Origin of the sequence: Streptomyces sp. SCSIO 75703, from assembly GCF_036607905.1 — a bacterium.
In the GTDB taxonomy this organism is placed as follows: Bacteria; Actinomycetota; Actinomycetes; order Streptomycetales; family Streptomycetaceae; genus Streptomyces.
In genome coordinates this window covers 4,790,707-4,811,895 of record NZ_CP144555.1, presented here as the reverse complement: position 1 = coordinate 4,811,895, position 21,189 = coordinate 4,790,707, and the positions used below count along the sequence as shown (strand labels likewise).

Genomic DNA, 21,189 nt, shown 5'->3' with positions numbered 1-21,189 from the left:
GGCTCAGCGGTGGTCGCTGCCCTCCGCGGTGACGGCCGCCCGGCCCGCCTCCAGCCGCGCCACCGGGATGCGGAACGGGGAGCAGGAGACGTAGTCGAGCCCCACCTCGTGGAAGAAGTGGACCGACTCCGGGTCGCCGCCGTGCTCGCCGCAGACACCCAGCTTGAGGTCGGGGCGGGTGGCCCGCCCGGCCTTCGCCGCCGCGGCCACCAGGGACCCCACACCGTCCCGGTCGATGGTCTCGAACGGGGAGACGCCGAAGATGCCCTTCTCCAGGTACGCGGTGAAGAAGCTCGCCTCCACGTCGTCGCGGCTGAAGCCCCACACGGTCTGGGTCAGGTCGTTGGTGCCGAAGGAGAAGAACTCCGCCGCCTCGGCGATCTGGCCGGCCGTCAGCGCGGCGCGCGGCAGCTCGATCATCGTGCCGATGGAGAGCTTCAGCCGGGCGCCGGAGGCCGCCTCGACCTCCTCGATGACCCGGTCCGCCTCCTCGCGGACGATCTCCAGCTCCTGCACGGTGCCGACCAGCGGGATCATGATCTCGGCGCGCGGGTCGCCCTTGGCCGCCCGCCGCTCGGCCGCGGCCTCCGCGATGGCCCGCACCTGCATGGTGAACAGGCCGGGGACCACCAGGCCGAGGCGGACGCCGCGCAGGCCCAGCATGGGGTTCTGCTCGTGCAGCCGGTGCACGGCCTGCAGGAGGCGCAGCTCGTTCTCGTGCGGCTCCTGGCGGGACTCGGCCAGGGCGACGCGCACCGACAGCTCGGTGATGTCGGGCAGGAACTCGTGCAGCGGCGGGTCCAGCAGCCGGATGGTGACCGGCAGCCCGTCCATCGCCTCGAACAGCTCGACGAAGTCCTGCCGCTGGAACGGGAGCAGCGCCTTCAGCGACTCCTCGCGGTCGGCGTCCGTGTCGGCGAGGATGAGCCGCTCCACCAGCCCGCGCCGGTCGCCGAGGAACATGTGCTCGGTACGGCACAGGCCGATGCCCTGCGCGCCGAAGCGGCGCGCGCGCAGCGCGTCCTCGGCGTTGTCGGCGTTGGCGCGCACCCGCAGCCGGCGCTTGCGGTCGGCGAACGCCATCATCCGGTGCACCGCCTCGACCAGTTCGTCGGCGTCGTCGGCGCCCGGGTGCATCCGGCCCTCGAAGTACTCGACGACGGGCGACGGCACGACCGGCACCTCGCCCAGGTAGACCTTGCCGGACGAGCCGTCGATCGAGATGAGGTCCCCCTCCTCGACGACCCGCCCGCCGGGTACGGTCATCCGCCGGCGCTTGGTGTCGACCTCCAGCTCCTCGGCGCCGCAGACACAGGTCTTGCCCATGCCGCGCGCGACGACGGCCGCGTGGGAGGTCTTGCCGCCGCGCGAGGTCAGGATGCCCTCGGCGGCGATCATGCCGTCCAGGTCGTCGGGGTTGGTCTCGCGGCGGATCAGGATGACCTTCTCGCCGGACCGCGACCACTTGACGGCCGTGTACGAGTCGAAGACGGCCTTGCCGACCGCCGCGCCCGGGGAGGCGGCGATGCCCCGGCCGACCTGCTCGACCTTGGCCTCCTCGTCGAAGCGGGGGAACATGAGCTGGGCGAGCTGGGCGCCGGTGACGCGCTGGAGGGCCTCCGCCTCGCCGATGAGCCCCTGGTCCACGAGCTGGGTGGCGATGCGGAAGGCGGCGCCGGCGGTGCGCTTGCCGACCCGGGTCTGGAGCATCCAGAGCTGACCGCGCTCGATCGTGAACTCGATGTCGCAGAGGTCCTTGTAGTGGTTCTCCAGCGTCTCCATGATCCGCATGAGCCGGTCGTACGACGTCTTGTCGATCGACTCCAGCTCGGCGAGCGGGACGGTGTTGCGGATGCCCGCGACGACGTCCTCGCCCTGGGCGTTCTGGAGGTAGTCGCCGTAGACGCCCTGGTGGCCGGAGGCGGGGTCGCGGGTGAAGGCGACGCCGGTGCCGGAGTCCGGGCCGAGGTTGCCGAAGACCATGGAGCAGACGTTGACGGCGGTGCCGAGGTCGTGCGGGATGCGCTCCTGCCGGCGGTAGAGCTTCGCGCGGTCGCCGTTCCAGGACTCGAAGACCGCCTTGATGGCGAGGTCCATCTGCTCCCGGGGGTCCTGCGGGAAGTCCCGGCCGGCCTCCTTCTTGACGATCTTCTTGAAGGTGGTGACGAGCTTCTTGAGGTCGGCGGCGGCCAGTTCGGTGTCGACCGTGACCTTCTTCGCCTCCTTGGCCTTCTCCAGCGCCTCCTCGAAGAGGTCGCCGTCGACGCCGAGGACGGTCCGGCCGAACATCTGGATCAGACGGCGGTAGGAGTCCCACGCGAAGCGGTCGTCGCCCGCCTGCTTGGCGAGGCCCTGCACCGAGGCGTCGGAGAGGCCGATGTTGAGGACCGTGTCCATCATGCCGGGCATGGAGAACTTGGCTCCGGAACGGACCGACACGAGGAGGGGGTCGTCGGCCTGGCCGAGCTTCTTGCCCATCGTCGCCTCGAGGGCGGCGAGGTGCGCACTCACCTCGTCGCGCAGCTCCGCCGGCTCGTCACCGCTGTCCAGGTAGACCTTGCAGGCTTCGGTGGTGATGGTGAAGCCGGGCGGGACGGGGAGGCCGAGGTTGGTCATCTCGGCGAGGTTGGCGCCCTTGCCGCCGAGGAGGTCCTTGAGGTCCTTGTTGCCCTCGGTGAAGTCGTAGACGAACTTCACGCCCTCAACGCGGCTGGCCGTCTCAGCTCCATGGAGATCTTTGTTTTCCGACACGGGTCTCGACTCCTCGAGGACGCGGTGGCTGCCCTGACGGCGAGGAATGTACCCAGATCAAAGGCCCGTGGGTACGTCCACTTGTGCGTCATGCGCCCGTAACCGGGCACGTGCCAGCGGATCGAAAGTCAAGGCTTGGCAAGCGAGCGAGCCGGGATGTTTTCACTTCTTGAACGCGGGCGCGGCCACAGAAGCGGCATTGCGCTCACCTGAGCGCCATTCTCCACGTTTGAGTTCGATCGATGAACGATCATTTGGTGGCACTGAGTGCCACGGCTTGAGGAAATGGAGGGGCCCGTCAATTGCTCATCTGAGCAGTAGGGCTATCAGAGGTGGCGAGAATCACGCTCCTCGGGGCACCCGGATTTCACCATGCGGACGCGTGCGCGAGGCCCGCGCGGCGACGTGACCGGAACGCGACCGCCTCCGGTTGAACGCCAGGGGCGCGGCGGCCGTACGACATGGGCGGCGGGCCCGGTCCCCCACGCCGGGTCCGCCACTTCGCACGTTGCTGTTCCGTAGGGAAGGACCTCCGGGTGCCGGTCTTCGCACGCTTCCGCCAGTCGTCCCACGCCCCGGCCTGCGGCCCGGACCCGGCAAAGGGGGCGGAACCCGCCGAGGGCCCGGCACCGCCGGAGGGGGGACCGGCGGAGACCGCCGAGGCTCAGGGGGCGAGCGGGGCCGGCGCGACCGCCGATACGGATACGGCGGCAGGGGCCGCCGAGCCTCAAGGGGTGAACCGGGCTGGTGCGACCGCCGGCACCGGCGAGACCGCGGAGGCCACTGAGCCCCGGGGGCCGAGGAAGCCGGGCGAGACGGCGGAGGCTCCCGGGGCGGCAGAGGCCCCCGGGGCTGCGGACGCCGAAAAGGCACCGGATGCCACCGCCCACGCCGTACCGGGCGCGTACCCGGGCACGGACGCGAGCCCGGACACGGACCCGGCCACGGACCCGGCCACGGACGCGCACCCGGCGCCCGGCCCCGGCCCCGGCCTCAAGCCGGTGCCGTCCCCCCGTCAGGCCCCCGACGCCCGGACGGCCCCGGCCCCCGACGCCGAGCCGGCCCCGACCCCGGCATCGGACCCCGGGCCGCAGCCCCCCGCCGGCACCCCGCCCGCCCCGGGCCCCGACCGGACCGACGACGCCGGGCCCTCCCCGGCCCCCGCCCCGCGGAATGCGCGCCCCGCCGGTCTCCCCGCCCTCCTCCGTCTCTCCGCGCTCCCCCGCCTTCTCCGGCGCCGCGCCTCCTTCCCCGCCCCCTTCCCCTCGCTCCGCCCCGCCGGCGCCGGCCGCCCCGTCCTCCGGCGGAGCCTCACCCTCCTCGCCGCCGCCTTCGTCCTCGCCGCGCTGCTCCTGCCGAACACCTTCGGCGCGCTGAAGGCGAACCGGTTCACGCAGATACCCGGCGAGGCGATCGTCGGCGCCGCGATCCTGCTGAGCCTGCCGCGCCGGGCCCGGCGGGCCACCGCGGTGCTGCTCGGGACCCTCCTCGGCGTACTGACCGTGCTGAACGTGCTGGACCTCGGCTTCGGCGAGTACCTGGGCCGGGGTTTCAACCTCGTCCTGGACTGGGCGCTGCTGGAGGACGCCCGCGGCTTCGTCGCCGACTCGATGGGCGGCACGGTCGCCGTGCTGGCCGTGGCCTGTGCCGTCGCCCTGGCGCTGCTCCTGCCGCTGCTGACGGTGCTGGCCGTGCGGCGCCTCGGTGAGGTGCTGGCCGCCGACCGGGACCGCTCGACGCGGGGCGTGCTGATCGCCGGCACCGTGTGGATCACCTGCTCGGTGCTGGGGTTGCAGCTCTTCGGCATGCCGCTGGCCACGGGCCGGGCGGCGCACGCGGTCCAGGCCCAGAAGGACCGGGTGCGGGACACGATCCGGGACGAGGCGGCCTTCGCCCGGGAGGCGCGGACGGACGCGTTCGGCGGCACGCCCCCGGACCAGCTCGTGCCGGACCTGCGCGGCAAGGACGTGATCTTCGCGTTCGTCGAGAGCTACGGCCGCAGCGCCATCGAGGACCCGATCATGGCCCCGGGCGTCAACCGGACCCTGGAGACGGGCACGGAGGCGCTGGCGGCGGCGGGTTACCGCGCCAAGAGCGGCTGGCTGACCTCACCGGCGTACGGGGCGGGGAGCTGGCTCGGCCACTCGACGTTCATCTCGGGCCTGTGGGTGGACAACCAGCAGCGCTACACCACCGTGACGTCGGGCGAGCACCGCACGCTGACCAAGATGTTCGGCGAGACGGGCGCCTGGGACACGGTCGGCGTCATGCCGGGCGTGCAGAAGGCGTGGCCGGAGGCGCGCTTCCACGGGCTCGACACGGTCTACAACGCCTTCCGGCTCGGCTACCGGGGCCCGAAGTTCGCCTGGTCCACCATGCCGGACCAGTACACGCTGGAGGCGTTCCAGCGGCTGGAGCACGGCAGGAAGCGGGACAAGCCGCTGATGGCGGAGATCATCCTGACGTCGAGCCACCAGCCGTGGGCGCCGATCCCCCGGATGGTCGGCTGGGACGAGGTGGGCGACGGCTCGGTCTTCCGCGCGATCCAGCGGGAGGGCGAGAAACCGGCCGACATCATCGCGGACGAGACGCGCTCGCGCGAGGAGTACGGGAAGACGATCGAGTACTCGCTCACGTGCCTCACCCAGTGGCTGGAGCGGTACGGGACCGACGACACGGTCCTCGTCTTCCTCGGCGACCACCAGCCGATCTCCCGGGTGAGCGGGACGAACGCCGGCCGGGACGTGCCGGTGACGATCGCCGCCCGTGACCCGAAGGTGCTGGACGCCGTCGCGGACTGGGGGTGGACGGACGGGCTGCGGCCCGAGCACGACGCGCCGGTGTGGAAGATGAGCGCCTTCCGGGACCGCTTCCTGACCGCCTACGGCTCGACCCCGCACCCCACCAGGGGCTGAGCCCGGCCCTCCCGGCGGCCGGCCCGGACCGGGTCAGCCGCCGGAGGTGTCCAGTTCGGCGTCGGCGCCGACACCCGCGGCGTCGTACGGGTCGGCCAGCCAGTTCTCGGGCAGGACGACGCGGTTGTTGCCGGAGGTCCGGCCGCGGGGCCCGTCGGCGCCGGTGGGCCAGGGCTGGTCGAGGTCGAGTTCGCCGAGCCCGCGGCGCAGGTCGTCCAGGCAGGAGGCGACGGCGAGGCGGCGGCGCATCTCGGAGCCGACCGCGAAGCCCTTGAGGTACCAGGCGACGTGCTTGCGGAAGTCGGTCACGCCGCGGGACTCGTCGCCGGTCCACTCGCCGAGCAGCGCGGCGTGCCGGACCATCACGTCGGCGACCTCGCGCAGGGCGGGCCGGACGAAGTCGCCGGGGCGGCCCTCGAAGGCGGCGACGAGGTCGGCGAAGAGCCACGGGCGGCCCAGGCAGCCGCGGCCGACGACGACCCCGTCGCAGCCGGTCTCGCGGACCATGCGCAGGGCGTCGTCGGCGGACCAGATGTCGCCGTTGCCGAGGACGGGGATCTCGGGGACGTGCTCCTTGAGGCGGGCGATGGCGTCCCAGTCGGCGGTGCCGCCGTAGTGCTGGGCGGCGGTGCGGCCGTGCAGCGCGATGGCGGTGACGCCCTCCTCGACGGCGATGCGGCCGGCGTCCAGGTAGGTGAGGTGGTCGTCGTCGATGCCCTTGCGCATCTTCATCGTCACGGGCAGGTCCCCGGCGCCGGCGACGGCCTCGCGCAGGATGGCCCGCAGCAGGTTCCGCTTGTAGGGCAGGGCCGATCCGCCGCCCTTGCGGGTGACCTTGGGGACCGGGCAGCCGAAGTTGAGGTCGATGTGGTCGGCGAGGTCCTCGTCCGCGATCATGCGGACGGCCTTGCCGACGGTGGCCGGGTCGACGCCGTAGAGCTGGATGGAGCGCGGGGTCTCGGTGGCGTCGAAGCGGATGAGCTGCATGGTCTTCTCGTTGCGCTCGACCAGCGCCCGGGTCGTGATCATCTCGCTCACGAAGAGGCCCTTGCCGCCGCTGAACTCCCGGCACAGGGTGCGGAAGGGCGCGTTGGTGATCCCGGCCATCGGCGCCAGCACCACGGGCGGGGCGACGGCGTGCGGGCCGATCGGCAGCGTCGGGTGCGTGGTGAGCGCGGCGGGCGTGGTGGGCGTGGGCATAGCCCCATTGTCGCGCACGCCGGAGGTGGCCCGACGCGAAGACCCTGTATCGGTCATTAGTTAACCGCACTATCGACATACGCGTACGATGGAACCCATGTCCGAGCCGAGCCACCGCCGCCGCATGCTCGTGCTCGCCATCTGCTGTATGAGCCTGCTGATCGTGAGCCTCGACAACACCGTGCTGAACGTGGCCCTCCCGGCCCTGCAGCGCGATCTGCACGCCACCACGGCGGGCCTCCAGTGGACCATCGACGGCTACACGCTGGTGCTCGCCGCGCTGCTGATGCTCGCCGGGTCGACGGCGGACCGGATCGGCCGCAAACGGGTCTTCATGACCGGGCTGGTCGTCTTCACCCTCGGCTCCGTGCTCTGCTCGCTGGCCCCCGGACAGGAGTGGCTGGTGGTGTTCCGGATGGTGCAGGCGGTGGGCGGCTCGATGCTCAACCCGGTCGCCATGTCGATCATCACCAACACCTTCACCGACCCCCGCGAACGCGCCCGCGCCATCGGGGTGTGGGGCGCGGTCGTCGGCCTCTCCATGGCCGCCGGGCCCTTGGTGGGCGGGTTGCTGGTGGACTCGGTGGGGTGGCGGTCGATCTTCTGGCTCAACCTGCCGGTGGGGCTGGCGGCGCTGCTGCTGACGCTGCGGTTCGTCCCGGAGTCGCGGGCGCCGCGGGCCCGCCGCCCGGACCCGCTGGGCCAGGTGATGGTGATCGTCCTCTTCGGCTCCCTGACGTACGCGATCATCGAGGCGCCGACGGCCGGGGCGGCCACGGTGCTGCCCTTCGCCGCGGTGGCGCTGGCCGCGCTGGGCGGACTGCTCTGGTACGAGCCGCGCCGCACGGAACCCCTCATCGACCTGCGCTTCTTCCGCTCGGCGCCGTTCAGCGGGGCCACGGTGATCGCGGTGAGCGCCTTCGCCTCGCTGGGCGGCTTCCTGTTCCTGTCCACGCTCTACCTCCAGAACGTGCGCGGGCTGAGCGCGCTGGAGGCGGGGCTGTGGATGCTGCCGATGGCGGTGCCGACCTTCCTGTGCGCCCCGCTGTCCGGACGGCTGGTCGGCAACCGGGGGCCGCGCCTGCCCCTGCTCGTGGCCGGCGCCGCCCTGACGGTGAGCGGGACGCTGTTCGCCGCGTTCCGCGCGGAGACCGCCGACGCCACCCTGTTCCTCGGCTACGTGCTGTTCGGCGTGGGCTTCGGCTTCGTCAACGCGCCCATCACCAACACGGCCGTCTCCGGCATGCCCCGCGCTCAGGCCGGGGTCGCCGCCGCCGTCGCCTCCACCAGCCGCCAACTGGGCCAGACCCTGGGCGTGGCGGTGGTCGGCGCGCTGCTCGCGGCGGGCGTGGGCGCCTCGACGTACCGGGAGGCGTTCGTGGCGGCGGCGCGGCCGGGCTGGTGGGTCCTGGCCGGGTGCGGGCTGACGGTGCTGGTCGTCGGCGCCCTCACCACCGGCTCCTGGGGCCGCCGCACGGCCGCCCGCACGGCACAGCGCCTGCACTCCCCCGGCCTCCGGGACGACGACACCCTCGCCACCCGGCGCTGAGACGTCCCCGTCCTCCTCACGGCAGGAGGGCTTGGGGGAGGTGGGGTTTGAGCTGGGGCCAGTAGCGCATCAGGGCGGATTCGACGTGCGGCAGGGCGCGTTGGCCGACGAGGGCCAGGGCGATGGCGGCGGTGACGCCGGTCCAGGCGACGGGGCCGAGCGGCGTGCAGCCGACGAGGCGGCTGGTGAACGGGTTCTGCACCAGGAGGACCAGGACGGCGGCGGAACCCAGGGACGTCACCTGGACCAGGCGGCTGTCGCGGCGGTCGGTGAGGGTCTGGGCGAGCTGGGTGCCGACGACGGCGCACAGGGCCATGGTGGTCGAGCGGCGCGCGGTGCCCGGCGTGAAGCGGCCGAAGAGCCAGGCGGCCGTCGCCCCGAGGCAGGTGGTCAGGGCCCGGTGCCGGATCTGGCGGATCAGGGGGGCGCCGAGGACGGCGGTGCCCAGCGGGGCGCCCGCGCCGGGGTCCTCCTCCTCGGGGTCGCCGCTCGGGGTGACCGCGACGGCCATCGCGGGGAACAGGTCGGTGAAGAGGTTGACCAGCAGCATCTGGCGGGTGGAGAGCGGGGCGGCGCCGCCGAGGACGGTGCCGAGGATGCCGAAGCCGACCTCGCCCGCGTTGCCGCCGATCAGGATGGCGATGGCGTCGGCGACGCTGTGCCACAGCGCCCGGCCCTCGCGCACGGCCTCGACCAGGACGAGCAGGTCGTCGCCGGTCACCACGAGGTCGGCGGCGTTGCGGGCGGCGGCGGAACCGCGCGCGTTGATGCCGACGCCGATGTCGGCGGCGCGGATCGCGGCGGCGTCGTTGGCGCCGTCGCCGACCATGCCGACGACCCGTCCGGCGTCCCGCAGCGATTCGACGACCTGGAGCTTCTGCTCGGGTGCCACCCGGGCCACGACGTCGGCGTCGCGCAGCATCCGGGAGCGTGCAAAGCGGTCGGCGGCGGCGAGTTCGTCGCCGGTGACCACGGTGGCGTCCTCGGGCCAGCCGAGGTCGGCGGCGATGGCGCGGGCGGTCTGCGGGTGGTCGCCGGTGAGCACCACGGGCCGTACACCCGCCTCGCGCAGGCCGCGCACCAGCGCCGGGGAGGTCTCGCGGGCCACGTCGGACAGGGCCAGCAGCCCGGTGAACTCCAGCCCTTCCAGGGGCTGTTCGAGGACGTCGACGGCCTCCTCCCCGGGGCGCAGCGGCCGGCCGGCGACCGCGATGATGCGCAGCCCGGCGCGGGCCAGGGCGTGGGCGGTCTCGACGGCGTGCGCGGGCAGCGCGGGGCAGGCGGGCAGCAGGACCTCGGGGGCGCCCTTGACCACCAGCGCCGGTGCCCCGTCCGCGTCCCGGCCGACGGCGGCGGCGTAGCCGCGGGAGGTCTCGAAGGGCAGGCCCTCCTCCTGCGTCCAGCGCGGGTCGGGCCCGGCCGCGTCGAGGATCGCCTCGTCGGTGGCGTGGGCGGGGCGGGAGCGGTCGCCGTTGAGCCGGGGGCAGGCGCGGGCGGCGGTGCGGACCGCGGCGCCGGCCTCGTCCTGCCCCACCCGGTGCACGGTGCCGCCCGCGTCCGCGACCTTGACCAGCCGCAGCCGGTTCTCGGTGAGCGTGCCGGTCTTGTCGAAGCAGACGGTGTCCATCCGGCCCAGCGCCTCCAGGGTGCGCGGGGTGCGGACGAGGACGCCGCGGCGCCCGAGCCGCCGGGCCGCGGCCAGTTGGGCCACGGTGGCGACCAGCGGCAGCCCCTCGGGGACGGCGGCCACGGCGACGGAGACGCCGCCGCTGACGGCCTGGCGCACGGGCGTTCCGCGCAGCAGGGACAGGCCGGTCACCGCGGCGCCGCCGGCCAGGGTCAGCGGGAGCGCCTTGCGGGTGAGTTCCTGCAGCCGGGCCTGGACACCGGCGGCGGCGGGCGTGCGGGCGGCGAGCGCGACGGCGCGGGCGGCCTCGGTGTGGTCGCCGGTGTCGACGACGACGGCCCAGGCGCGGCCGGCGACGACGGTGGTGCCCTCGAAGACCATGCAGTGCCGTTCGGCCATCGGGGCGCGGGGCGCCGGGTCGACGCTCTTGTCGACGGGCAGGGACTCCCCGGTGAGCGCGGACTCGTCGACCTCCAGTCCGTCCTCCCACAGCAGCCGGGCGTCGGCGGGCACGACGTCGTCGGTCTGGATCTCGATCACCTGGCCGGGGTGGAGGTCGGCCGCGTCCACGATGCGCGGGGCGGCTCCGGCGGCCGGCGGGGTGAAGGGTGCGCCGCCGTTGCCGTCGGGGGTCTCGGCGCGGGTGAGGCGGGCCTTCTGCTCCTGTTCGGCGAGGAGTCCGGACAGGGCCCGTTCGGCGCGCAGCCGCTGGAAGCCGCCGACCAGCGCGTTGACGTCGAGGGCGCCGACGACGAGCAGGGCGTCGACGACGGAGCCGAGGATCGCGGAGGCGGCGGAGCCGACGGCGAGGACGGGGGTGAGGGGGTCGTCGAGTTCGCCGCGTACGGCGCGGGCGAGGTGCCACGTCCAGCGGGCCGGGGCCAGCGCCCGGACGCGGCCGGTGCGTTCGGCCGCGGCCCGCAGTCCGGCGGTGGCCCGTTCGACGGCGGTGGGTTCGGCTTCGCGTGCGGCTTCCAGCCGGTCGTGCACGTCGTCCAGGTCGAGGGCGTGCCAGGCCACGCGGGGCCGGGGACGGGGGGCGCGGGCGGCGGCCACGCTCAGGGCGGCCCGGGTGCCGGAGAACAGGGCCGCGGCGGCGGCGCCGTCGACGGGGGCGTGGCGCAGACCCGGCAGGACGGTGGGGCCGCTGCGGCGCCGTTTCTCGCCGACCGCCACCAGCAGCCCGGACAGGGCGGCGCCGGAGCGGGCCAGCACCTGGGAGCGCCGGCCGACGGTGCGGGCGGCGGGGACGGCGCGCAGCAGCCGCCACACGTCGGCGAGGCCGCCCGGGGCGAGGACGTCGGCGCCCCAGGCGACCGGCGCGTCGGCGTCGGCGAGCGCGACGGCCACGTCCGCCGCGTAGAGCCCGGCGGTGACGGCCGGGGGGTCGCCGGGGCGGGGGCGGACGACGGCGAGGACGCCGCCGTCGCCGCGCACCTCCGCGACCACGTCCGCGAGCGGCCGGGCGGCGGAGACGACCTGGTCGGCGAGGCCGGAGAAGTCCGCGAGGGCCGGGTCCTCGACCATCACCACGCGCAGTCCGGCGCGGCGGGCCGCGTCGAGGACCTCCTCCGTCCAGGGGTCGGCGCCCGCGCCTGGGGCGCGCAGCGCGCTGGGGTGCAGGACGACGGTGCCGGCCATCTCCAGTTGGCCGAGCCGTTCGGGGTCGCGGACGAGGACGCCGGTGCGCGAGAGCGCCGTGCCGAGGACGGCGCGGAAGACGGCGGGCCCGTACCGGGCGGCCTTGGGGGAGCCGGCCAGGACCGCCTCGGCGGCCTCGTGGAGGTCGTGCTTGACGAGCAGGGTGGCCGCGGCGCCGGCCACGCTGCCGGTGGAGGCGTGGGCGGCGTACTCCTGGGCCGGGGAGGTGCGCGGCGCGGGCCGCAGCGCGGGGGCGGCGGGCAGGCTGCCGCGGCCGGGGACGCACAGCCGGTCGTGGACGGCGTCGAAGGCGGCCGTGCGGGTCACCGCCTCGGTGAGCTGGCAGGCGCGCAGCGCCCCGTCGAGGACGAGGGAGGCGGGGGTCTGGCCGGCGCCGTGCACGGCCGCGTTGGCGGTGGCGAGGGCGACGTCCATGCGGTGGTGGCCGACCCGGGCGCGCAGCCAGGCGCGGAAGGCGGGGTTCTCGCGGAGCAGGGTCGTCACGGCGGTGATCAGGCGCGGCGAGGGCGGCAGGCGCAGGGAGGAGGCGGTCACGGCGACGGCGACGCCGAGCGCGTCGACGCCCAGCGCGGTCGCGGCGACGCGGACGGAGGTGGGGTCGCCGGGGTGGGCGAGTTCCTCCACGGGGTCGTCCGCGGGGGCGAGTCCGTGCTCCTCGGCGAGGGTGGCGGCGCGGTCGAGGACGCGGTCGGTGAGGGCGTCCTCGGTGGCGGTGACGACCAGGCGGGCGAGGCCGGCGTCCCAGTAGGCGACGGCCACGTCCGGGTGTTCGGCGAGGGCCGCGGCGACCCGGCGGGCGGCGCGTTCCCGGCCGCCCGCCTGCCGCACCTTCTCGGGTGCGGCGGGGACGAGGGCGAGGTGGGCGCGGGGGCCGGCCCGCCACCGGCGGGAGCCGCCGGGCAGCGCGGCGCGGGCGACGCGGGCCGCGCGGGCGGCGAAGTCCGCGCCGCGCACCCCGGCGCGCGCGGTGCCGGCCACCGCGCCGGCGGCGGCGCCCACGGCGGGCGCGGTGCCGCGGGCGAGCAGCCGGGGTCCGGCCAGGACGAACCCGGCGACGGCGGCCGGGGAACGCGTCAGGAGTCCACCGGTCATCGCGCGTCCTCAGCCCGCCTTCCCGGTACGGGCCGAACCGGCGGCAGCGCGGCGGGCGGCGGCGTTCCGGGCCGCGCCGGTCTGCTCGGCGGCCGTGCGCGGGGTGGCCGTCTTCCCGGTGGCGGTCTTCTTCGCGGCGGCGGACCCGCGCGCGGTGCTCTTCTGGGCAGCGGTCTTCTGGGCAGCGGTCTTCTGCGCGGCGGTCTTCTGCGCGGCGGTCTTCTGCGCCGTGGTGGTCTTCTTCGCGGCGGCCGTCTTCCGGGCGGTGGTCTTCCGGGCGGTGGCCGACTTCTTGGCGGCGGCGCTCCTGGCGGCGGCGTTCTTCACGGCGGTGCTCTTCACGCCCCCCGAACGCCGTGCCGCGGCGGCGCTCTTCGCGGCCCCGCCGGCCGTCGCCGCCGGGGCGGGCCGGGCGACCGTGCCGGGGGTGGCGGCGGAGCCCGTACGAGCCGCGGGGGGCGTCTCGCGGGCCCCCGTACCGGCCTTCTCGGCGGCCTGACCGGGGGCCGTGCGCGCGGCACGCCCCCCGGCACCCGCGCCGGTCTCCCGCACCGCCCGCCCGCCGTTCCCGTCGGCGGCGCCGTCGGCCTCGTGCGGCCGGGGCTGGGTCAGCCAGGCGACGGCCGCTCCGGTGAGCGCCACCGGCCACTCGACCAGACCGGCGACGCCGAGCACCCCGGCGCCGGTGTAGACGACGAGGCGCCGGCCGCGCGGCGAGACCGCGCCGATCCGGTCCAGCGTCCCTTCGGCGACCTTGCCGACCGTGCCGGCGCCCGGCACCTTCCGCAGCGCCGAGGCGGCCGCGTGCAACGGCCGCGGGAGCGTCTGCGCCGACTTCTGCTCAGCCATGACTGTCCTCGCCCTGTGCGAACTGGAAACCCTGGAACCTCACCTTCCGCACTTCCGCGGGTTCCCGCACTTCGAGCACTCATCCCGACGGCCTCACCCGGTGGGCCGGCCCGTCCCCCGTTCAGCCCCGCAGCCCGCGCGCCAGCAGGTCGACGACGGCCGCCAACTCCGCCTCGACGCCGGGTCGTTCCCACTCCTCGGCATGGCAGGGGTCGTGGAAGCGGGCGGTGGCGTGGAAGACGGCGCGGGCGGCGGCCGCCGGATCGGCGACGGTGAAGGAACCGTCCGCCACGCCCGCCCGGACGATCCGGGTGAGCTGCCCGGTCAGCTCGGCCAGGTGCGCGCCGACCACGGCGCCGTTCTCCCCGGCGAGCACGGTGTACGTGGCGAACAGTTCGGGGTCCTCGCCCGCCTTGCGGCGCTTGGCCGCGAACAGGGCCCACAGCCACTGCCGCAGCCGCCGGCCGGGATCGCCCTCGGCGTCGGCGATCCCGGCCAGTTCGCCGCAGGCCCGCTCCAGCCACCGCTCGGTGACCGCCTCGCGCAGCGCCGCCTTGGTGCGGAAGTGCCGGTAGACGCTGCCGTGGCTGACCCCGAGCGCGCGGGCCACGTCGACCACGGTGGCCTTGACCGGGCCGTGCCGGCGCAGCACCTCCTCGGTGGCTTCGAGGATGCGTTCGGGGGTCAGGGGCTCGGAGGTCGGTGCCATGGCCCCGACCGTACCCGGACGGTTCAGCGCTCCAGGTGGGCCATCTGGGCCTCGGGGTAGCGGTCGCCGGCCGCGGCCCCCGGGGGCACCGCCCGCTCGACGGCCGCGAGGTCGGCCTCGTCGAGGGTGACGTCCAGGGCGCCGAGCGCCTCGGCGAGCCGCTCGCGGGTGCGGGCGCCGACCAGCGGCACGATGTCCTCGCCGCGGGAGAGCACCCAGGCGATGGCGGTCTGGGCGACGGTGGCGCCCTTGCATTCGGCGACCTCGCGCAGGGCGTCGACGAGGTCCAGGTTGCGCTGGAGGTTCTCGCCCTGGAAGCGGGGCGCGTGGGCGCGGAAGTCGGTCGCGGCGAGCCGCCGGTCGCGGGCGAAGTGGCCGGAGAGCAGCCCGCGGGAGAGGACGCCGTACGCGGTGACCGCGACGCCCAGTTCGCGGGCGGCCGGCAGGATCTCGTCCTCGATGCCCCGGGAGAGGAGCGAGTACTCGGTCTGGAGGTCGCTGACGGGGGCGGTCGCGGCGGCCCGGCGCAGGGTGGCGGCGCCGACCTCGCTCAGGCCGATGTGGCGCACGTACCCCTCCTCGACGAGCCGGGCGACGGCGCCGACGGTCTCCTCGACGGGGACGTCGGGGTCGAGGCGGGCGAGGCGGTAGACGTCGATGTGGTCGACGCCCAGGCGCTGCAGCGAGTACGCGGCGAAGGTGCGCACCGCGTCGGGACGGCCGTCGTAGCCGAGCCAGTCGCCGCCGGGGTCGCGCAGGGCGCCGAACTTGACGCTGACGAGGGCCTGTTCGCGGCGGGCGGCGGGGGCGGTGCGCAGCGCCTCGCCGATCAGCATCTCGTTGTGGCCCATGCCGTAGAAGTCGCCGGTGTCGAGCAGGGTGACGCCCGCTTCGAGGGCGGCGTGCACGGTGGCGATCGACTCGGCACGGTCGGCGTCGCCGTAGAGGGCGGACATGCCCATGCAGCCGAGGCCGAGGGCGGAGACCTGGGGTCCGGTGGTTCCGAGGGAGCGGGTGCTCATCGTCATGCCCTCCACCCTCGCATGACAGATGACAGATTTCCATCTCTGTCAGTCTTTGATCCGTCAACGACCGCCACCCCCTCCGCGAGGAGCAGGGCGCCCCCTTGCGGCCAGGCGCGACGCCCTTCGGCGCGGATGCCGGCCGGTCCATCACGGCACCACCCCTCCTCGATCGTTTTGGTCCAGACCTCTTGACGAATGGTCTGGACCAGAGCACTGTCGTCCCCGACGACGACTGTCATGTCATCGACACCAACCGGCGGCCCCACACCGCCGGTTCCGCATGTCCCCGCTCCTCGCCGCACCCCCACCGGGAGGCCACGCATGGTCCGCCGCACCGTCCGTTCGCTCGCCGCCGCGCTCACCGCGGCCGTCCTCGCGCCACTCGCGCTCGCCTCCGCCCCGGCCGCGTCGGCCGCCCCGGCCCCCGCCCCCGCCCCCGCCGCCGACACCTGCGCCCTGAAGCCCAAGCCGGCCGGCAAGGTCCTCCAGGGCTACTGGGAGAACTGGGACGGCTCCTCCAACGGCGTCCACCCGCCCTTCGGCTGGACCCCGATCACCGACTCCCGCATCGCCCAGCACGGCTACAACGTGATCAACGCGGCCTTCCCGGTCATCCGCTCCGACGGCACGGCGCTGTGGGAGGACGGGATGGACGCGGGCGTGAAGGTGGCGACCCCGGCGGAGATGTGCGCGGCGAAGGCGGCCGGGCAGACGATCCTGCTCTCCATCGGCGGGGCGACGGCCGGCATCGACCTCAACTCCACCGCCGTCGCCGACCGGTTCGTCGAGACGATCGTGCCGATCCTGAAGACGTACAACTTCGACGGCATCGACATCGACATCGAGACCGGGCTGACCGGCACGGGCGACATCGGCCGGCTCTCCCCCTCGCAGGCCAACCTGATCCGCATCATCGACGGCGTGCTGGAGCGGATGCCGGCCGGCTTCGGCCTGACCATGGCCCCGGAGACCGCGTACGTGACCGGCGGCAGCGTGGTCTACGGGTCGATCTGGGGCGCGTACCTGCCGATCATCAAGAAGTACGCGGACAACGGCCGCCTGTGGTGGCTGAACATGCAGTACTACAACGGCAGCATGTACGGCTGCTCCGGCGACTCCTACGCGGCCGGCACCGTGCAGGGCTTCACCGCGCAGACCGACTGCCTGGACAAGGGCCTGGTCATCCAGGGCACGACGATCCGGGTGCCCTACGACAAGCAGGTCCCGGGCCTGCCCGCGCAGCCGGGCGCCGGCGGCGGCCACATGGCCCCGGCCCAGGTCGCGCAGGCGTGGAACCACTACGGCACGAGCCTCAAGGGCCTCATGACGTGGTCGATCAACTGGGACGGGTCGAAGAACTGGACCTTCGGCGACAACGTCAAGGCCCTCCAGGGCCGTTGACCCTCCCGGGCCCCCGTGCGCCCGCATGGGCGCCCGCGGGGCCCGAAAACGCGGAACGCCGGACGGGCCACCACGGCTCGTCCGGCGTTCCGCGTCCGGCGGGGGCGGCGAGGCCCCCGCCGGACGGCGTCCTAGCAGCCGACCAGACGCGAGGCCAGGTAGCCCTCGATCTGGTCCAGCGACACGCGCTCCTGCTTCATGGAGTCACGCTCGCGCACCGTCACCGCGTTGTCCTCGAGGGTGTCGAAGTCGACGGTCACGCAGTACGGGGTGCCGATCTCGTCCTGGCGGCGGTAGCGGCGGCCGATGGCGCCCGCGTCGTCGAACTCGATGTTCCAGTTCTGGCGCAGGGCCTGGGCGAGGCCCTTGGCCTTCGGCGACAGCTCCGGGTTGCGGGAGAGCGGGAGCACGGCGACCTTCACCGGCGCGAGGCGGTGGTCCAGGCGCAGCACGACGCGCTTCTCCAGCTTGCCCTTGGCGTTGGGCGCCTCGTCCTCGACGTAGGCGTCGAGCAGGAAGGCGAGCATCGCCCGGCCGAGACCGGCCGCCGGCTCGATGACGTACGGCGTCCAGCGCTCGCCGGCCTCCTGGTCGAAGTAGGAGAGGTCCTGGCCGGACGCCTTGGAGTGGGCGCCGAGGTCGTAGTCGGTGCGGTTGGCGACGCCCTCCAGCTCGCCCCACTCGCTGCCGCCGAACTGGAAGCGGTACTCGATGTCGGCGGTGCGCTTGGAGTAGTGGGAGAGCTTCTCCTTCGGGTGCTCGAACCAGCGCATGTTCTCCTCGCGCATGCCGAGACCGGTGTACCAGTTCCAGCGCTGCTGCATCCAGTACTCCTGCCACTCCTCGTCCTCGCCCGGCTTGACGAAGAACTCCATCTCCATCTGCTCGAACTCGCGGGTCCGGAAGATGAAGTTGCCGGGCGTGATCTCGTTGCGGAAGGACTTGCCGATCTGGGCGATGCCGAAGGGCGGCTTGCGGCGCGAAGAGGTCTGCACCTGGGCGAAGTTGGTGAAGATGCCCTGGGCGGTCTCGGGGCGCAGGTAGGCGACCGAGCCGGAGTCCTGGGTGGGGCCGAGGTGGGTGGAGAGCAGACCGGAGAACTGCTTGGGCTCGGTGAACTGGCCCTTGTTGCCGCAGTTGGGGCAGTTGACGTCCGCGAGGCCGTTCTCGGGGGCGCGGCCCTTCTTCTCCTCGTACGCCTCCTCCAGGTGGTCCGCGCGGAACCGCTTGTGGCAGGCGGTGCACTCGGTGAGCGGGTCGGTGAAGGTGGCGACATGGCCGGAGGCCACCCACACCTCGGGGGCAAGGATGACGGACGAGTCGATACCGACGACGTCCTCGCGCGAGGTGACCATGTAGCGCCACCACTGGCGCTTCAGGTTCTCCTTGAGCTCGACACCCAGCGGACCGTAGTCCCAGGCGGCACGCTGTCCGCCGTAGATCTCACTGCACGGGAATACGAAGCCACGGCGCTTGCTCAGGCTGACGATGGTGTCGATCTTGTCGGCGGCCACGGTGCTCTCTTCATTACGACGACGGGCGACGAAGCGAGATGCTTCCAGAGAATGACCCAGGTTACCGGCGGGGACGGCCCCCGGACCAAATCGGCCCCTTGTTGACAACGGTTTCCAGTTTCGTTGAAAATGGGAGTCATGAACGCACGACGACGCACCATATCCGGCATAGCGGTCACCGCGACCGCCCTCCTGGGTCTCGGGACCCTTTCCGCCTGCTCCACCGACGATTCCGCGACGGGCAAGGCGGGCAACACCGACAAGTTCGACGTCGTCGCGTCGTTCTACCCGATGGCCTTCCTCGCCGAACAGATAGGCCGCGATCACGTCAACGTGACCAGTCTGACGCAGCCCGGCCAGGAGCCGCACGACCTGGAGATCAGCGCCAAGCAGCGGGCACAGCTCGAAAGTTCGGACGCGGCCCTCTACCTCAAGGGCCTCCAGCCCTCCGTCGACGAGGCCATCGCCCAGTCCGGCATCACGACGAAGATCGACGCGGCCACGCTCACCACCCTGGAGGACCACGCCGCCGGTCACGACGGGCACGACGCCCACGACGGGCACGACGAGCACGCGGACGACGACGGCCACGGCCACGACCACGGCGGCAAGGACCCGCACGTCTGGCTCGACCCGGTCAAGTACGCCGAGGTCGCCAAGGGCGTCGGCAAGGCGTTCGGCAAGGCCGACCCCGACCACGCGGCCGACTACGAGAAGAACACCGCCGACCTCGTCGCCCGCCTCGGCGAGCTGGACACCCGCTTCGAGACCGGCCTGAAGGACACGAAGACCAAGGTCTTCATCACCACCCACGCCGCCTTCGGCTACCTCGCCGAGCGCTACGGACTGACCGAGGAGGCCATCAGCGGCCTCGACCCGGAGTCCGAGCCCAGCGCCGCCCGGGTCCGCGAACTCTCCGAGACCGCCAAGGCCGACGGCGTCACCACCGTCTTCTACGAGACGCTGGTCAGCGACAAGACCGCGAAGACCCTCGCCCGCGACACCGGGCTGAAGACCGACGTCCTCGACCCCCTGGAGGGCATCACCGACGCCTCCCGCGGCGACGACTACATCCAGGTCATGGACGCCAACCTCGCGGCCCTCCAGAAGGCCCTCGGAGCCAAATGACCCCCCGCCCGGAACGAGACGACCCGGAGGCCCGCATGAGCGAGCGCACGAAGGAAGCCGTGATCTCCCTGAGCGGCGTCCGCGCCGACCTGGGCTCCCGCCCGGTGCTGCGCGGCATCGACCTCACCGTGCGCCGCGGCGAGGTGGTCGCCCTGCTCGGGGCCAACGGCTCCGGCAAGTCCACCGCCGTGCGCACCCTCATAGGCCAGGTCCCGGTCGCCGCCGGGGAGGTGGCGCTCTTCGGCGTCCCCCGCCGCCGGTTCCGCGACTGGGCGCGCGTCGGCTACGTCCCGCAGCGCACCACGGCCGCGGGCGGCGTCCCCGCCACGGTCACCGAGGTCGTCTCCTCCGGCCGGCTCTCCCGCACCCGCCTCGGCCGCCTCCGCAAGGCCGACCACGCGGCCGTGCGCCGCGCCCTGGAACTGGTCGGCATGGCGGACCGGGCCAGGGACTCCGTGGACGCCCTCTCCGGCGGACAGCACCAGCGGGTCCTGATCGCCCGCGCGCTCGCCGCCGAACCCGAACTGCTGATCATGGACGAGCCGATGGCGGGCGTCGACCTCGCCAGCCAGGAGGTGCTGGCCCGCACCCTGCGCGCCCAGGTCGGGGCCGGCACCACCGTCCTGCTCGTCCTGCACGAGCTGGGCCCCCTGGAGCCCCTCATCGACCGGGCCGTCGTCCTGCGCGACGGCTGCGTCCTGCACGACGGGCCGCCCCCCGAGGCCCTCGGGCAGCACGCCCTGCCCGGCCACGACCACGTCCACCCGCACGAGCCGGCGGACACCGCACCGATGCGCACGGGACTGCTGAGCTGATGGACCTCCTGAACTACGCCTTCATGCAGCGGGCCCTGCTGGCCGCCGTCCTGGTCGGCATCACCGCGCCCGCCATCGGCATCTACCTCGTCCAGCGCCGCCAGGCCCTCATGGGCGACGGCATCGGCCACGTGGCGATGACCGGCGTCGGCCTCGGCTTCCTGCTCTCCTGGTCCCCCGTGTGGATGGCCGCCGCGGTCTCCGTCCTCGGCGCCGTCCTCATGGAGCTGATCCGCTGGTACGGCAGGACCCGCGGCGACATCGCCCTCGCCATGCTCTTCTACGGGGGCATGGCGGGCGGCGTGATGTTCATCAACCTCGCCCCGACCGGCTCCAACGCCAACCTGACCTCGTACCTCTTCGGCTCCCTGACGACCGTCTCCGATGCCGACGTGACCGCGATCTGCGTGCTCGCCGCCTTCGTGGTCCTGGTCACCCTGGGACTGCGCCGGCAGCTCTTCGCGGTCAGCCAGGACGAGGAGTTCGCCCGGGTCACCGGGCTGCCGGTGCGCGCGCTGAACCTGCTCACCGCCGTCACGGCCGCCGTGACCGTCACGGTCGCCATGCGCGTCGTCGGCCTGCTGCTGGTCTCCGCGCTGATGGTGGTGCCGGTCGCCGCCGCCCAGCAGCTCAGCCGCAGCTTCGCCGCCACCTTCGCCATCGCCGTCGCCATCGGCGTCGGCGTCACCCTCGGCGGCACGGTCACCTCGTACTACCAGGACGTGCCGCCCGGCGCGACGATCGTGCTGCTGACCATCGCCGTCTTCATCGCCCTGACCGCGCTGGCGACCCCGCTGGCCCGGCGGCGCGCGCGGGCCGGGGCCGGCGCCGAGAGCTCCGGGGACCCGGCGGAGTACCGCATCCCCGCCACCCGGGGGGCCGCCGAGGAGGGCGGTATCTGACCTCCGCACTGCCGGACTGGCACAATGGCCCCGGCAGTGCAGACGTGAGG

At 73.9% G+C, this 21,189-nt stretch carries 13 protein-coding genes; 6 read left to right on the top strand and 7 right to left on the bottom strand.

All coding sequences use genetic code 11. The features are described from left to right. Positions 1-3 precede the first annotated feature (3 nt). A complete protein-coding gene (gene ppdK / locus VM636_RS21100; RefSeq protein ID WP_030419741.1) occupies positions 4-2,697 on the bottom strand; it encodes a pyruvate, phosphate dikinase in 2,694 nt (897 codons plus the stop codon). Between the two features lie 1,400 nt (positions 2,698-4,097). On the opposite strand from ppdK, the gene VM636_RS21095 reads away from it, so the two are divergent. After that, a complete protein-coding gene (locus VM636_RS21095) occupies positions 4,098-5,666 on the top strand; it encodes a hypothetical protein (RefSeq protein ID WP_051821268.1) in 1,569 nt (522 codons plus the stop codon). A gap of 33 nt (positions 5,667-5,699) precedes the next feature. Here the strand turns inward: VM636_RS21095 and dusB are convergent, their stop codons facing one another. Next, positions 5,700-6,866 (bottom strand): tRNA dihydrouridine synthase DusB, encoded by a 1,167-nt coding sequence (gene dusB, locus VM636_RS21090; RefSeq protein ID WP_030419743.1) that lies wholly within the window; start codon positions 6,864-6,866, stop codon positions 5,700-5,702. A 97-nt stretch (positions 6,867-6,963) separates the two neighbouring features. On the opposite strand from dusB, the gene VM636_RS21085 reads away from it, so the two are divergent. Then, positions 6,964-8,415, top strand: coding sequence for an MFS transporter (locus tag VM636_RS21085; protein WP_030419744.1), 1,452 nt, complete (start codon positions 6,964-6,966; stop codon positions 8,413-8,415). Positions 8,416-8,431: 16 nt separating this feature from the next. Here the strand turns inward: VM636_RS21085 and VM636_RS21080 are convergent, their stop codons facing one another. From VM636_RS21080 to VM636_RS21065, 4 genes are all read right to left on the bottom strand, one after another. Beyond that, on the bottom strand, positions 8,432-12,796 hold the full coding sequence (locus VM636_RS21080; RefSeq protein WP_030419745.1) for a cation-translocating P-type ATPase: 4,365 nt from the start codon (positions 12,794-12,796) through the stop codon (positions 8,432-8,434). Positions 12,797-12,805: 9 nt separating this feature from the next. Beyond that, positions 12,806-13,645 (bottom strand): hypothetical protein, encoded by an 840-nt coding sequence (locus VM636_RS21075; RefSeq protein WP_338485340.1) that lies wholly within the window; start codon positions 13,643-13,645, stop codon positions 12,806-12,808. A 121-nt stretch (positions 13,646-13,766) separates the two neighbouring features. Beyond that, positions 13,767-14,354 (bottom strand): TetR family transcriptional regulator, encoded by a 588-nt coding sequence (locus VM636_RS21070; RefSeq protein WP_030419747.1) that lies wholly within the window; start codon positions 14,352-14,354, stop codon positions 13,767-13,769. A gap of 23 nt (positions 14,355-14,377) precedes the next feature. After that, positions 14,378-15,382 carry an aldo/keto reductase gene (locus tag VM636_RS21065; RefSeq protein ID WP_053912512.1) on the bottom strand — a complete coding sequence of 335 codons (1,005 nt, stop codon included), beginning with the start codon at positions 15,380-15,382 and terminating at the stop codon, positions 14,378-14,380. A gap of 318 nt (positions 15,383-15,700) precedes the next feature. Here VM636_RS21065 and VM636_RS21060 point away from each other — a divergent pair, with 318 nt between their 5' ends. Further along, positions 15,701-16,780 carry a chitinase gene (locus VM636_RS21060; protein WP_053912511.1) on the top strand — a complete coding sequence of 360 codons (1,080 nt, stop codon included), beginning with the start codon at positions 15,701-15,703 and terminating at the stop codon, positions 16,778-16,780. A 131-nt stretch (positions 16,781-16,911) separates the two neighbouring features. On the opposite strand, the gene VM636_RS21055 is transcribed toward VM636_RS21060, so the two are convergent. Further along, complete coding sequence (locus tag VM636_RS21055) at positions 16,912-18,294, bottom strand: glycine--tRNA ligase (RefSeq protein ID WP_030419750.1); 1,383 nt, start codon at positions 18,292-18,294, stop codon at positions 16,912-16,914. A 138-nt stretch (positions 18,295-18,432) separates the two neighbouring features. Between VM636_RS21055 and VM636_RS21050 the strand changes: the two genes are divergently transcribed. From VM636_RS21050 to VM636_RS21040, 3 genes are read left to right on the top strand one after another with little or no spacing between them, the layout of a single operon-like run. Next, a complete protein-coding gene (locus VM636_RS21050; RefSeq protein ID WP_053912510.1) occupies positions 18,433-19,422 on the top strand; it encodes a metal ABC transporter substrate-binding protein in 990 nt (329 codons plus the stop codon). A gap of 35 nt (positions 19,423-19,457) precedes the next feature. Continuing rightward, positions 19,458-20,237 (top strand): metal ABC transporter ATP-binding protein, encoded by a 780-nt coding sequence (locus VM636_RS21045; RefSeq protein WP_030419752.1) that lies wholly within the window; start codon positions 19,458-19,460, stop codon positions 20,235-20,237. After that, positions 20,237-21,139, top strand: coding sequence for a metal ABC transporter permease (locus tag VM636_RS21040; RefSeq protein ID WP_030419753.1), 903 nt, complete (start codon positions 20,237-20,239; stop codon positions 21,137-21,139). The genes VM636_RS21045 and VM636_RS21040 overlap by 1 nt, the downstream gene beginning before the upstream one ends. Positions 21,140-21,189: the final 50 nt, after the last annotated feature.

What these genes read in the sequence shown, in the direction of transcription:
- dusB (WP_030419743.1), bottom strand. Translation starts at nt 6,866, where the DNA reads ATGCCCACGCCCACCACGCCCGCCGCGCTCACCACGCACCCGACGCTG.
- VM636_RS21085 (WP_030419744.1), top strand. Translation starts at nt 6,964, where the DNA reads ATGTCCGAGCCGAGCCACCGCCGCCGCATGCTCGTGCTCGCCATCTGC.
- VM636_RS21080 (WP_030419745.1), bottom strand. Translation starts at nt 12,796, where the DNA reads ATGACCGGTGGACTCCTGACGCGTTCCCCGGCCGCCGTCGCCGGGTTC.
- VM636_RS21075 (WP_338485340.1), bottom strand. Translation starts at nt 13,645, where the DNA reads ATGGCTGAGCAGAAGTCGGCGCAGACGCTCCCGCGGCCGTTGCACGCG.
- VM636_RS21070 (WP_030419747.1), bottom strand. Translation starts at nt 14,354, where the DNA reads ATGGCACCGACCTCCGAGCCCCTGACCCCCGAACGCATCCTCGAAGCC.
- VM636_RS21065 (WP_053912512.1), bottom strand. Translation starts at nt 15,382, where the DNA reads ATGACGATGAGCACCCGCTCCCTCGGAACCACCGGACCCCAGGTCTCC.
- VM636_RS21060 (WP_053912511.1), top strand. Translation starts at nt 15,701, where the DNA reads ATGGTCCGCCGCACCGTCCGTTCGCTCGCCGCCGCGCTCACCGCGGCC.
- VM636_RS21050 (WP_053912510.1), top strand. Translation starts at nt 18,433, where the DNA reads ATGAACGCACGACGACGCACCATATCCGGCATAGCGGTCACCGCGACC.
- VM636_RS21045 (WP_030419752.1), top strand. Translation starts at nt 19,458, where the DNA reads ATGAGCGAGCGCACGAAGGAAGCCGTGATCTCCCTGAGCGGCGTCCGC.
- VM636_RS21040 (WP_030419753.1), top strand. Translation starts at nt 20,237, where the DNA reads ATGGACCTCCTGAACTACGCCTTCATGCAGCGGGCCCTGCTGGCCGCC.